Origin of the sequence: Rhodococcus sp. 14-2496-1d (assembly GCF_002259365.1) — a bacterium.
Taxonomy (GTDB): Bacteria; Actinomycetota; Actinomycetes; order Mycobacteriales; family Mycobacteriaceae; genus Rhodococcoides.
In genome coordinates, this window is sequence record NZ_NPFV01000010.1 from 110,802 (window position 1) to 123,539 (window position 12,738).

Sequence of the window (12,738 nt, forward strand, 5' to 3'; positions counted from 1 at the left end):
AGTGGAGCCGAGAAGTTGACCAGCGACGTCACCCCACACCTGCAATCCGTACCGACGACGGGACCCACCGAGGCAGTCGACTCCGCACTCGCCGATCTGTCCGCGGGAGAGAAGAACTGGGAACGCCTCACCCTGGCCGAACGCCGAGCGCTCCTCGAACGTGTGCATGCGCTGACCACAGCTCACGCGCAGGAGTGGGTGACGGCGGCAACGTCGATCAAGGGACTCGACGCCTCGTCCAGCCTCGTCGGAGAAGAATGGCTGTCGGGTCCGTACTCGTTCCTCAACGGACTCGGCACCGTGGCGCACACACTCGCGGCGCTCGAAGCAGGCACCAGCCCACTGGCCGGTGCGAAGTTCGGCACGGCACCCGGTGGGCGCACGACGGTGTCGGTGCTGCCCCTCAACATCTTCGAGCGACTCCTGCTCAACGGGTTCAGCGCCGAGGTGTGGCTGAAGCCCGGAATCGACCGTGCAACCGCACAGCGGACCGCGGGTCTCGCCCAGCTCGATCCCACCCGCACCGCAGGCATCGGAGTGGTTCTCGGCGCAGGCAACATCACCTCGATCGCGCCGCTGGACGCGTTGTACGAACTGATCGCGTTCAACCGGGTCGTCGCACTCAAGCTCAACCCCATCATGGATCCGCTGCTGCCCGTGTTCGAGAAGATCCTCGCCCCGCTCGTCGACATCGGCGCACTGCGTCTGCTCACCGGAGGAGCCGACGTGGGCACCTACCTGGTCCAGCACTCGTCCGTCGACCACGTCCACATGACCGGCAGCGCCATCACGCACGACGCGATCGTCTTCGGTCCCGGCCCGGACGGAGCTGCGCGCAAGGCGGCCAACGACCCGATCCTCACCAAGGAGATCTCCAGCGAACTCGGCGGAGTCTCGCCCACCATCGTTCTGCCCGGTGAGTGGAGCCGAGCCGACATCGAGTTCCAGGCCGAACACATCGCCACCCAACGCCTGCACAACAGTGGATACAACTGTGTCGCTTCGCAGGTCGTCGTACTGTCCTCGGAATGGAAGCAGCGCGACCAATTCGTCGCCGCCCTCCGCGCCGCCCTCGACCGCGCTCCGGCACGAACACCCTACTACCCCGGCAGCGACAAGCGAGTGTCCGACGCCACCGCCACCTACCCGTCCGCCGAACGCCTCGGTGAACGCGGCGGCCGCGTGCTCATCACCGATCTGAACCCCGGCGAATACGCACCGCTGCTGCAGACCGAGTACTTCGCACCGGTCATGGGTATCATCGAATTGCCTTACAGCGGAGCAGCATTCGCCGCCAAGGCGGTACAGGCCGCGAACGAGGAATTCACCGGAACACTCGGCATCAACATCATCGGCACCCCCGGCACCATCAAGGGACTCGGGGAGAAGTTCGACACCATGCTCGCCGACCTCCGGTACGGCACCATCGCCGTCAACGCCTGGACGGCCATCGGATTCCTCACCGCAGCGGCCACCTGGGGCGCATTCCCCGGCCACACCGTCGACGACGTGCAGAGCGGAATCGGCGTCGTGCACAACGCATTACTGATCGACGGGGCCGAGCGAACAGTGGTGCGCGGGCCTTTCCGGCCACTGCCGCGCTCGCTGGTCAACGGCGAACTCTCCATCTCGCCGAAGCCACCGTGGTTCGTCACCAACAAGACCGCAGCATCGACCGGCAAGCTGCTCACCGCATTCGCGGGCGCACCGTCCTGGTCCAAGCTGCCGGCAATTTTCGCCTCCGCCCTGCGCGGGTAGAACCCAGCGTCGACGACGATCGAAGGACAATCATGAGCTCTCAGCGCACGACGGCCGACTACATCGTGGTGGGCGCAGGTTCGGCAGGCGCGGTGGTGGCCAATCGCCTCAGCGCAGACCCACGCAACGAGGTGATCCTGCTCGAGGCCGGCCCCGAGGACAAGAACAAGTTCGCCCACATTCCCGCTGCATTCTCCAAACTCTTTCGCAGCGAGGTCGATTGGGACTACCTCACCGAACCGCAACCGGAACTGCGCGATCGCAGCATCTACTGGCCGCGCGGCAAGATGCTCGGTGGCTCGTCGTCCATGAATGCCATGATGTGGGTGCGCGGATTCGCCGCAGACTACGACGACTGGGCGGCAGTCTCCGACGACTCCTGGTCGTTCCGCAACCTCGTCGGCTACTTCCGCAAGATCGAGAACATCGAGGGGACAACCGAACTCGACTCCGGTACGGACGGCCCGCTCGTCGTTTCGCACCAGCGCAGTCCCCGTGCCCTGACGTCGTCCTTCCTCGACGCCGTCGAGGAGGCCGGTTATCCGGTGGAGACGGCAAACCTGCCCGAACCCAGGGGCTTCAGCCGCACGATGGTCAACCAGAAGCGCGGCGCACGGTGGAGCACCGCCGATGCGTACCTACGACCGGCGAAGAAGCGCAAGAACCTCACCATCCTCACCGATGCGCAGGCCACTCGCGTCCTCTTCGAGGGCAGTGCCGCGGTGGGCGTCGAATACACCTCGGGCGGCGCAGTACACACCGTTCGTGCACGCAGAGAAGTCGTACTGTCCGGCGGAGCGATCAACACCCCGCAACTGCTGATGCTCTCGGGCATCGGCGACCAGGAACAGCTGAAGTCGCACGGCATCGCCGTCCGGCATCACTCACCCGGAGTCGGACAGAACCTGATCGACCATCTGGCCGCACTCATCGGCTGGAAGACCGAAACCGACTCGCTCTTCCACGCCGAGAAGATCCCGGAGCTGGTCAACTACCTCGCACGCCGACGCGGCATGCTGACCTCCAACGTCGCCGAGGCCTACGGTTTCGTCAAGAGCCGCGAGGACCTCGCCCTGCCCGATCTCGAAGTCATCTTCGGCCCGGCACCCTTCTTCGACGGGGACTCATCGCGCAGGACTCCCATGCCGCCGTCATCGGAACGGTGCTCCTCAAACCGGAGAGCCGCGGCGAGATCACCCTCCGGTCGTCCGACCCGACGGCCAAGCCCATCGTCGAACCGCACTACCTGGGCGATCCGGAGGGCCTCGACCGCCGGGCGATGATCGAAGGCCTTCGGGCATGCATCGCGATCTCCGAAACACCCGCTCTGAAGGGACTGCTCGGCGACGTCGTACGCCCGAGGGTGGCGTCGAACATCTCCCCGGCGGACCTGCTCACCGAGGCTCTCGAGCAGAATGCGCACACGCTGTATCACCCCGTGGGCACTGCCCGTATGGGCAACGACGCCGACAGTGTCGTCGATGCCGAGTTGCGGGTACGGGGCGTCGACCGCCTTCGCGTCGCCGACGCGTCGATCATGCCGAGCATCATCCGCGGACACACACACGCGCCGTCGGTGGTGATCGGCGAACGAGCAGCGGACTTGATCCTTCGTTGACCCCCGAGTGAACCTTCGGAAAATTTCCGGTTTGGCAGTCCGGTTTGTCGGGTAACAGGTGGACACGCTCCCTTGCAGGGGATCGAGATGGGACCCATCCGCTCGGCAAGCAGCGCCGAATGACCCACAACGCTCGAGAGACGAGCACGGAAGGTTGACCGACATGTTCACTGTTCGTAAAGCTTTGGCCGCCACCGCAATCGGTGCACTCACCATCGTCCCGCTTGCCGCATGCTCCAGCGAGGAAGCGTCCGACACCGTCGACGCAGCCACCTCTTCGGCAGCAGAAGCAGTGGAGAGCACCCCCGAGCCCGCAGCCGAGGTCGACAACCTCACCGGTGTCGACACCGCAGTTGCGCTCGATCCCGGCTTCACCGGTGCACTGACCACCCTGGGCCTCACGCCCGGCGTCGTCGGAACCGCCACTCTCGCAGACGGATCCATCCGCTTCCCGATCACCGGCGGAGACGTCAAGTACTGGGAGCCCGGCACCGTCGATCCCTACGTCCAGGGCGAGATCAACCACGACGGCAGCGGCCTTTCGCTGACCGCAGGCGAGACCGTCGTCGAGCTCACCAACTTCGACATCGACCCGGGCACGTCGCTCCTCACCGGTGACGTCTTGGTCAACGGCGAAGAAGCAGCCGCAGACGCAGTGCTGTTCGATCTCGACGGCCGCACCCTGCAGCCGCTCGCTACCGGACCCGACAACACTGCAATCCTGCAGGGCACCCAGGTGAAGATCTCGGAGACCGCTGCCGGACTGCTCAACAGCACCTTCAACACCGATGCTGTGACCCCGGGACTGCTCGTGGGCGTTGCGACCATCACCATCAACACCGCTGCATAACAGTTTCCTGACCCCGTGCGCGAGGCGTCACCGTCGACGACGGTGGCTCTCGCGCACGGGTGTTTGCATCGCAGGACCAGGAGCCGACCGATGAGAGCGTTCACGAAGATCTACGGCGGGCACCCGCTGCATGCGGTCGGTCTGCTGCTCTCGTTCGCCCTCGTCGGCTACGTCGTCACACTCGCAGGGCCGCAGACTCTGTGGAACAGCGACGTGTGGTGGAAATCCGTTCTCGTGTGGTTCTTCGGATCGGTACTGCTGCACGACGCAGTACTGTTCCCGCTCTACTCACTGGCCGATCGGCTCCTCACCAGCATTCCGAGCCGCCACCTGGCCGTGTCACCGGTGAACTACGTTCGCGTTCCCGCTCTCGGGACAGCACTGACGTTTCTGATGTTCTTCCCCGGGATACTCTCCCAGGGTGCGGAATCCTATCGGGCCGCAACCGGTTTGACCCAGGAACCCTTTCTCGGACGTTGGCTGGCGCTGACCGCGGTGTTGTTCACCGTGAGCGCCGCCGCCTACTTCATCCGATGGACTCTCGTACGGAGCCGAGCATGAGCGTCACCGCCGATACACTCTTCAACCGCGCAGCAGCCGGACTACCCTGCTGGATAGGCGATTCCGACGGCAGCAGGGAGCAACTTCCCACCGCGCGGTGGATGGGCGGCAGCGCCTCGTCAGCCGAGGATCGCCGCGCGGATCACGCCATGCTCAGCCGATGTACCGGCCCCACCATCGATCTCGGCTGCGGGCCGGGTCGACTCACCGAAGCACTTGCGCGACGCGGCGTCTCGGCACTCGGTGTCGACACATCCCGAACAGCAGTCGATCTGACCATCGGGCGCGGCGGCAACGCCGTTCTCCGCGACCTGTTCGAGCCACTGCCCGACACCGGCAACTGGTCGTGTGTCCTCCTCGCGGACGGCAACATCGGCATCGGGGGCGACCCGGTGCGTCTGCTCCGCCGGGCGGCCGACCTGCTCGCACCCCACGGAGCCGTCATCGCGGAAGTGGATGCGCCCAGCGACACAGGAATTCGTCACCGCACCGTTCGGTGGGAAACCGACACCATGGTCGGCGATTGGTTCGCCTGGTCGAGCGTCAGCGCCGACGCCACAGCGGATCTCGCCAATGCCGCCGGCCTTCGAGTGGTCGACGTGGCACCGATCGACGGGCGCTGGTTCGCTCAGATGACGCTGGCTCCGCTCACCAGTTCGTGAACAGCAGATGATTGATCGCCAATGCACCGATCACCTGCAGCGCCAACCAGAAGCGATGCGTCCTGATCGGCAACACAGCGGGCGCGATCAGCATCCACATCGCGAAGGGCAACCAGATTCTCTCGGTCTCGGCCTTGCTCAACTGACTCAGATCCGCCATCACCACCGCAGCGACACCGCCGATCACCAACAGATTGATCGGTTCGAGCCGGGTGAGAATCCGCGGGAACGCCGCGGGCACAGCAACACCCAGCGCACAGAACAACGCCGCGAAATTCGCCCAACCCCAGTACTCGAACGGACGGTCCTTCGCGATGCCCTGGTAGTAGCGCTCCTGCACCAGCAAGTAGCCGTCGTACCACCAGAATCCGTACGCCGTGAAGATCCCCGCGACGATCAGTGCACCGATCAGCGCGCCCACCAACGGCAGAATCCTCCGCCCGGCAATCAACACCGCGACCGCAGGCAGGCCCATCAGCACCAGCCCGTAGTTGAGGTAGATACCGAAACCGAGCAGCACTCCAGCACCGATCGACGCCGGCCACAGGTACCGCTTCGTGGAGATCGCCAGCAACGCAACGCCCCACGCGGCAACACCGGCATAGAACGCATCCGCCGAGACGGCGATCCAGATCGCCGCCGGGGCGATCGCCACGAACGGTGCTGCACGCCGCGCGATGTTCTCGTCACCGAGCACCTTCAATGTCAGCACCAGCGCGACGGCGGCACTCGTACCGACCAGCACGCACAGCGTCGCCGCCCAGGCTCCACCGCCGAGGCCGAGACGATCGAGCCACACGAAGGTGAGCAATGCGCCCGGTGGATGACCCGACACATGCGTCGTCCACGAATCGGCCTGGTAGTCCAGGATCCGCTCGGAGAACCCGCGGAGCGTGGCCGGAATGTCGGTGACACCGGGCACCTCGTGCAGGTACTCGTCCGTCGACGCCAGCCGGTCGACGAAGCCGCGCTTCCAACCGTCCACCATCGCCAGCGACATCGTCCAGGCCGCCGACGCACCCCACACGAGGAACAGCAGTCGCGTCCACGACAGTCGACGTGCCACCGTCGGCCCCCACAACACGGTGGCCACGGCGATCAGAACGGCGACGGGAGTCCCCCATCCCACGTGAATCTCACGGAAGCCGAACAGCGGTGCCGCATCGGCGAAATCACGCACCTGCTGCGGAGTTCTGTTGATGATGGGAGTGACGAGTTCGTTGCCCAGGTACGGAACGACGAACGCGACCACGACGAGCACGACGGCCAACGTGCCGGCGACGGCTTCTCTCCAGTAACGGATAGTCTTTTCTCCCTGCGGACTCGAGGCGACCACGACTTCGGACCAGCATATCGACCGACGGTGATGGAGGATGAGCAGATGAACAACGACGCGAAGGGACGGGCCGAGATAGCCGTCATCGGCGGCAGCGGCTTCTATTCGTTCTTCGCCGACGATGCCGAGGAGGTCGTGCTCGACACCCCCTACGGCGCTCCGAGCGCCCCGATCACGTTGGGTGAGGTCGAAGGTCGGCGAGTCGCGTTTCTGCCCAGACACGGCCGGAATCACGAGTACTCACCGCACACGTTGCCGTATCGCGCCAACATGTGGGCGCTGCGCATGCTCGGGGTGAGCCGAGTGTTCGCCCCATGCGCGGTCGGATCCCTGGTGTCCGAATACGGTCCGGGGACAGTCGTGATCCCCGATCAACTCGTCGACCGAACCTCCGGGCGTGCGCAGACCTACTTCGACGAAGGCGGAATACACGTCGAATTCGCAGACCCCTACTGCCCCACGTTGAGGAAGTCCGCTGTCCAGGACTCGGCGATCGACGGCGGCGTCATGGTCGTCGTCGAAGGTCCTCGGTTCTCCACGCGCGCCGAGAGCCAATGGTTCGCCCGCCAGGGTTGGACGCTGGTGAACATGACCGGCCACCCCGAGGCGGTCCTGGCTCGCGAACTCGAACTCTGCTACGCGCCGATCGCATTGGTGACCGACCTCGACGCAGGGATCGAGTCCGGCCAGGGCGTCAAGGCAGTGGACGTGTTCGCCGAATTCCAGAAGAACATCGAGCCGCTCAAAGCACTGGTGCGCTCGGCCGTCCGCGACGCTCCCACCGGTGACTGCCCGACGTGTCGAGTGCACACCGGCCTCACGCTGCCGATCGAACTGCCATGACGCGGGTACTGCTCACCGGCGCAGCCGGATTCATCGGTGGCCACATTCTCGACGCCGCCCGCGATTCCGATCTCGAGATCGTCGCCGTCGACGCCATGCTGGAGTCGGCTCACGGCCCAGGAGCGCGAGCCGACGGGATCATCGATCTCGATGTGCGCGACAAGGACTCGCTCGTCGACGTATTGCGCGGGGTGGACGTCGTGTGTCACCAGGCCGCAGTCGTCGGAGCGGGCGTCGATGCCGCAGATGCCCCGGCCTACGCCAGTCACAACGACTACGGGACGGCGGTTCTGCTCGCGGCAATGTACGAGGCGGGGTGTTCGCGCCTGGTTCTCGCGTCGTCGATGGTCGTCTACGGCGAAGGGCGGTATCTCAACTCGTCCGGTGAGACGGTGATTCCTCGGCCCCGCACCCGAGCCGACCTCGACGCGGGACTGTTCGACAATCGCGACCCGATATCGGGCGAGCCTCTCGATTGGCTTCTGGTCGAGGAGGATTCGACGCTCGAGCCCAGAAGTACCTACGCCGCGAGCAAGCTGGCACAGGAGAACTACGCCTCCGCATGGGCGGTCGCCACGGGCGGCTCGGTGATCGCACTGCGGTACCACAACGTGTACGGACCGCACATGCCGCGAAACACCCCGTACTCCGGCGTGGCGGCGATGTTTCGGTCTTCGCTCGAGCTCGGTCGGGCCCCGACGGTCTACGAGGACGGCAAGCAGGCCCGCGATTTCGTGCACGTGCACGACGTGGCGGCCGCGAACATCGCATCGATCGAGGCGGAGCTGGACGGCTTCACCGCCCTCAATGTCTGCTCGGGACAACCGATCACCATCGGTGAGGTCGCCACCATCCTCGCCGACGCACGCGGCGGGCCGACGCCCGAGATCACCGGACGCTACCGCGCGGGCGACGTACGGCACATCGTCGCCAGTTCCGCGCTGGCCGAACAGACCCTGGGATTCCGCGCGACGATCATGCCGAGGGACGGTCTCACCGCCTTCGCCGACGCACCGCTGCGCGACGCCGAAGGCACGGGACCGCCCCGTGTCTGAACCGAAGTCCGTCACAGTCGTCATCCCCTGCATGAACGAAGCCGAATCGCTCCCGGCAGTGCTCGATTCGGTCCCGGCGGGCTACCTGACGATCGTGGTGGACAACAACTCGACCGACGCCACCGCCGCCGTCGCCGCTGCCCACGGAGCAACGGTGGTCTCCGAATCGGTGCCCGGTTACGGTGCAGCAGTTCATGCAGGCGTCGTCGCGGCCGACACCGACATCGTCTGCGTCCTCGACGGTGACGGTTCGATGGATCCACTCGACCTGCCGACCCTCGTGGCGGCCCTGGATCACGCGGACCTCGCCGTCGGTCGGCGCCGACCGGACAGGGGAAGCTCGCCTCTGCACGCCAGGATCGGCAATGCCGTTCTGGCACTTCGACTTCGCACCAAGTACAAGCTGCCGGTGCACGACCTGGGAGCGATCCGCGCAGTACGTCGTCAGGCACTGCTCGACCTCGACGTCACCGACCGACGCTCGGGCTACCCGCTGCAGTTGCTCGTACTGGCGGCCGAAGCCGGCTGGACCGTCGTCGAACACGACGTGGTCTACCGGCCACGGACAGCAGGAACGTCCAAGGTCTCCGGCTCGGTGAAGGGGACGATCGTCGCCGTGCGAGATTTCTGGAAGGTGCTCTCGTGACCGTCACCGCTCTCGTCGTCGCCAAAGCCCCCGTTCCCGGGCTGGCCAAGACACGCCTCGCCGCCACGATCGGCGACGAAGCTGCCGCCGAGCTGGCCGCAGCCTCGCTGCTGGACACCCTCGACGCCGTCGCGGCCGCCGACGTCGACCGCCGTGTCGTGGCCCTCACCGGCTCCCTCGCCGACGCGGCCCGCGCGAACGAACTCACCCGTGCTCTGGCGTCGTTCACGGTGATTGCGCAGCGCGGCGACGGGTTGGGCGAACGACTGGCGAATGCACACGCCGACGCAGCCACCTCCGGTGCCGTACTGCAGATCGGTATGGACACCCCCCAGGTCACGGCGCGACTGCTCTCCGACGCGGCGGCGCGACTGGGCAGCAGTGACGTCCTGGGCTCGGCCGAGGACGGTGGCTGGTGGGCGCTGGGCCTGCGTGACCCCGACCTGGCACGGTCCCTGCTCGACGTGCCCATGTCTGCGCCCTCGACGGGCACCGACACTCTCGATGCTCTTACCGCCGCAGGAGCGTCGATCACGATGCTCCCCGAATTGCGCGATGTCGACTTCGAGTCCGATCTCGACCCGGTGGCACAATTGTGCGCACCGAACAGCAGATTCCGTATTGCTGTCATGGCAATGGGTAATTGATCGGGTCTCGATCCGTTCCGAGAGGTCTGTTTCCACCCGAACTCGGCCGGTTTCACGAAATCTCCACATCCGTTGTGGAACAGCGCGTTCGATCTGCCCGAATTGCCGGACCGTAAACAACCAATATCGAATCGCAACAAATCCGAACCACCGTTTCACGGCGATTTCACAGACACAGGTGCTAGAAAGTGTGACATGACCGGGTTGTTGATAGGCGTAGCCGTATGGATGGTGATCGCGACAGTCGTCGCGACCGTCCTCGGCCGCGTCGCGCGCCGGGGTGACTCCGAAGAATTGGGGTCCACCATCGAATGGGACGTCGACGCTCTCGATCACGAAGTTCACCACGAGAACTGACGGTCAGTCGACCCGTTCGACGATCTCCGTCAGAATACGGGCCGCCGCGGCCAGTGTCTCCCGCTGCTGCGGCGTCAACTCGTCCAGTTGCTCTGCGAGCGCGATCTCCCGAGCTGCGACCTCCTGACGGGCAGTCGCAGTCCCGGCATCGGTCAGCCGCAGAACCACCTGCCTGCCGTCCGTCGGATGGGGCTCCCGGCAGATCAGCCCCGACTCGACCAAGGCGTGCGAGGACCTGGACACCGACGGTGGCTTGATCCGCTCCCTCGCCGCCAACTCGCCCGTCGTCATCGGTCCCTCACGGAGCAACGTCGTCAGAATCGACAGGTGAGCGACGGGCAATCTGTCGCTGGAATGGCGCAGCCGGAGTCTCCGATTCAGCCGCATCGCGCTGACGGACAAATCCCTCGCCAGCCGGGAATCGGGCAGATCACTCACGTTGTCCAGATTACGACACCGAGGTGCAATCGCCCGATTTCCCGAAACAGCGGATACCTCGTCTTATTACCTCTCGAACAAACCGCTGATATGGTTCTTCCCGGTTGTCGGGGAGAGAATCGAAATGGGGAGAACGTCGTGAGTCGCGTGGGTTCGAGAATGTTGACCATTGCCGTCATTTCCGTGGCCACATCGCTGCTGGTCAACGGCCCCAACGCACTTGCCAATCCCAACGCGGTCAATCCCATCGCCGGCCTCAACGGCACGTTCGGGCTGCCGCAACTGAACGGCCGCGCACAAGCCGTCGCTCAGGTGACCGGGATGTCGAGCCCCAACAACACCCAGAACGTCAACATGATCGGCACCGACCTCGGCATCATGTGGGACAACGGCCGCGGCGAGGTACTGACGGCTTTCGGCGATACCGCCGGACTCGGCGTACCCAACCTGCTGCAGGGCAGCCTGTGGTCGTGGCGCAGCAACGCCATCGTGCGGAGCAACGACCGAAACCTCGCCGACGGCATGAACTTCGACAGCGTCGTACTCGACCCGATCGGCCAGACCAAAGAGGTCGTCCCCAGCCCCAAGATTCCGTTCGTCGAGATCAGCCGAATCCCGACGGCAGGCGTGGCCGTCGGCGACAGCCAGTACCTGAACCTGATGTCGGTGAAGAACTGGGGACCCGCAGGAACCTGGGAAACCAACTTCTCCGGCCTGGCAGTGTCGAACGACAACGGGGAGAACTGGGCAGCGCTACCCGAGACCCAGCGGCCGAGCGTTGGCGGCGATCGCAACTTCCAGCAGAGCGCGTACCTGAAGGACGGCGGCTACGTCTACCAGTACGGCACCCCGCCAGGCCGCTTCAATCTCGGTCACGTGGCTCGCGTCAAGGAGCAGGACATCGCCAGGCTCGGCGAGTACGAGTACTGGACCGGCCAGGACTGGAAGAAGGGCGACCCGGCGGCAGCCGCACCCATCGTCGGGGGCGTCGGCGAACTCTCCGTCGCGTACAACGCGACCCTCGGTCAGTACCTGATGCTGACCACCGACAACGCCAACTCGATCGTGCTGCGGCGCTCGCCGTCGCCCGTCGGGCCGTGGAGCGCGCCGGAGGTTCTGGTGGACACCCGCGAGGTCAGCTCCATCTACACGCCGTACATCCACCCCTACTCGACCGGCCGCGACCTGTACTTCCTGGCGACGGTCTACCAGAACTACAACGTTCTGCTGCTGCGCGCGACCTTGTAGGAACCCCCACTAGGCTTCCCCGGGTGGACGCCGCAGACTGGGATCGTAAGTACGAAGGCCGAGAACTCGTGTACGGCGAGGCACCGAACGCAACGCTGGTGGAAGTCGCGACGACGCTGAAACGTGGTCGGGCACTCGATCTCGCATCCGGTCAGGGCCGAAACGCCATCTGGTTGGCCACCCGCGGCTGGACCGTCGACGCCGTCGACTTCTCCTCGACGGCACTGGACAGGGCCAGCCGTGTCGCCGCCTCGGCACCTCGGTCGGTGCGCGAGCGCCTGACCTGGGTGCACGCCGATGTGACGCAATTGTCAACCGAACCGAACTATGACCTGGTTCTCATGTTGTACCTCCACTTGCCCCCGGGGGCACGTCGCGCGGCCGTGTCCGCCGCAATTTCGGCGCTGAAACCTGATGGAATCCTCATGATTCTCGGGCACCACACCGACAACATCGAGACCGGCACCGGTGGACCACAGGAATCCGAAATCCTCTATACGCCTGAGGATTTGACGGCGGACATCGACTCGCGATTGACCATCGTCACTGCCGAGAACCGCTACCGCGACGTGAGCGAGGGCACAGCCGTGGACGCACTGCTACTGGCGAGTAGGTCTCCCCTTGGCAGCACAGCGGATCGGGGGTAACATCCCCTATGTTACCGACGAGTAGCTAACTTGGGCGGTACTTACGAGACCGCACCACCGACTGGAGAGCGA

Annotated in this window: 13 protein-coding genes and 1 pseudogene; 12 read left to right on the forward strand and 2 right to left on the reverse strand. The window is 65.2% G+C overall.

Annotation, left to right across the window (positions count from 1 at the left end):
• The first annotated feature begins 39 nt into the window (after positions 1–39).
• From CH296_RS07400 to CH296_RS07420, 5 genes and pseudogenes are all read left to right on the forward strand, one after another.
• Positions 40–1,758 (forward strand): aldehyde dehydrogenase family protein, encoded by a 1,719-nt coding sequence (locus tag CH296_RS07400; RefSeq protein WP_045200508.1) that lies wholly within the window; start codon positions 40–42, stop codon positions 1,756–1,758.
• Positions 1,759–1,790: 32 nt separating this feature from the next.
• Positions 1,791–3,376 (forward strand): annotated as a pseudogene (locus tag CH296_RS07405) (GMC family oxidoreductase).
• A gap of 163 nt (positions 3,377–3,539) precedes the next feature.
• Positions 3,540–4,226, forward strand: a complete 687-nt coding sequence (locus CH296_RS07410) for a hypothetical protein (protein ID WP_045197236.1) — start codon at positions 3,540–3,542, stop codon at positions 4,224–4,226.
• A gap of 90 nt (positions 4,227–4,316) precedes the next feature.
• Positions 4,317–4,787 carry a hypothetical protein gene (locus tag CH296_RS07415; RefSeq protein WP_032396629.1) on the forward strand — a complete coding sequence of 157 codons (471 nt, stop codon included), beginning with the start codon at positions 4,317–4,319 and terminating at the stop codon, positions 4,785–4,787.
• The gene (locus CH296_RS07420; RefSeq protein ID WP_094630529.1) at positions 4,784–5,449 is read left to right on the forward strand and encodes a methyltransferase domain-containing protein; all 666 of its coding nucleotides are present in this window, start codon (positions 4,784–4,786) and stop codon (positions 5,447–5,449) included. Before CH296_RS07415 ends, CH296_RS07420 begins: the two co-directional genes overlap by 4 nt.
• Here CH296_RS07420 and CH296_RS07425 read toward each other — a convergent pair.
• On the reverse strand, positions 5,436–6,752 hold the full coding sequence (locus CH296_RS07425) for a hypothetical protein (protein ID WP_052050023.1): 1,317 nt from the start codon (positions 6,750–6,752) through the stop codon (positions 5,436–5,438). The genes CH296_RS07420 and CH296_RS07425 overlap by 14 nt on opposite strands.
• A 78-nt stretch (positions 6,753–6,830) precedes the next feature.
• Here CH296_RS07425 and CH296_RS07430 point away from each other — a divergent pair, with 78 nt between their 5' ends.
• From CH296_RS07430 to CH296_RS28860, 5 genes are all read left to right on the forward strand, one after another.
• A complete protein-coding gene (locus tag CH296_RS07430) occupies positions 6,831–7,628 on the forward strand; it encodes an S-methyl-5'-thioadenosine phosphorylase (protein ID WP_032397237.1) in 798 nt (265 codons plus the stop codon).
• Positions 7,625–8,683, forward strand: coding sequence for an NAD(P)-dependent oxidoreductase (locus tag CH296_RS07435; protein ID WP_045197241.1), 1,059 nt, complete (start codon positions 7,625–7,627; stop codon positions 8,681–8,683). The genes CH296_RS07430 and CH296_RS07435 overlap by 4 nt, the downstream gene beginning before the upstream one ends.
• Positions 8,676–9,329, forward strand: a complete 654-nt coding sequence (locus tag CH296_RS07440; protein ID WP_032396632.1) for a glycosyltransferase — start codon at positions 8,676–8,678, stop codon at positions 9,327–9,329. The genes CH296_RS07435 and CH296_RS07440 overlap by 8 nt, the downstream gene beginning before the upstream one ends.
• Complete coding sequence (locus CH296_RS07445) at positions 9,326–9,976, forward strand: DUF2064 domain-containing protein (protein WP_094657488.1); 651 nt, start codon at positions 9,326–9,328, stop codon at positions 9,974–9,976. Before CH296_RS07440 ends, CH296_RS07445 begins: the two co-directional genes overlap by 4 nt.
• Before the next feature lie 195 nt (positions 9,977–10,171).
• Positions 10,172–10,333 carry a hypothetical protein gene (locus CH296_RS28860; RefSeq protein WP_176459095.1) on the forward strand — a complete coding sequence of 54 codons (162 nt, stop codon included), beginning with the start codon at positions 10,172–10,174 and terminating at the stop codon, positions 10,331–10,333.
• Positions 10,334–10,336: 3 nt separating this feature from the next.
• Here the strand turns inward: CH296_RS28860 and CH296_RS07455 are convergent, their stop codons facing one another.
• A complete protein-coding gene (locus tag CH296_RS07455; RefSeq protein WP_094646043.1) occupies positions 10,337–10,771 on the reverse strand; it encodes a MarR family winged helix-turn-helix transcriptional regulator in 435 nt (144 codons plus the stop codon).
• Between the two features lie 159 nt (positions 10,772–10,930).
• Here CH296_RS07455 and CH296_RS07460 point away from each other — a divergent pair, with 159 nt between their 5' ends.
• Positions 10,931–12,019, forward strand: a complete 1,089-nt coding sequence (locus tag CH296_RS07460; RefSeq protein WP_094684452.1) for a DUF4185 domain-containing protein — start codon at positions 10,931–10,933, stop codon at positions 12,017–12,019.
• A gap of 23 nt (positions 12,020–12,042) precedes the next feature.
• Entirely contained in the window at positions 12,043–12,666 is a 624-nt protein-coding gene (locus CH296_RS07465; RefSeq protein WP_094684398.1) for a bifunctional 2-polyprenyl-6-hydroxyphenol methylase/3-demethylubiquinol 3-O-methyltransferase UbiG, read from the forward strand.
• Positions 12,667–12,738: the final 72 nt, after the last annotated feature.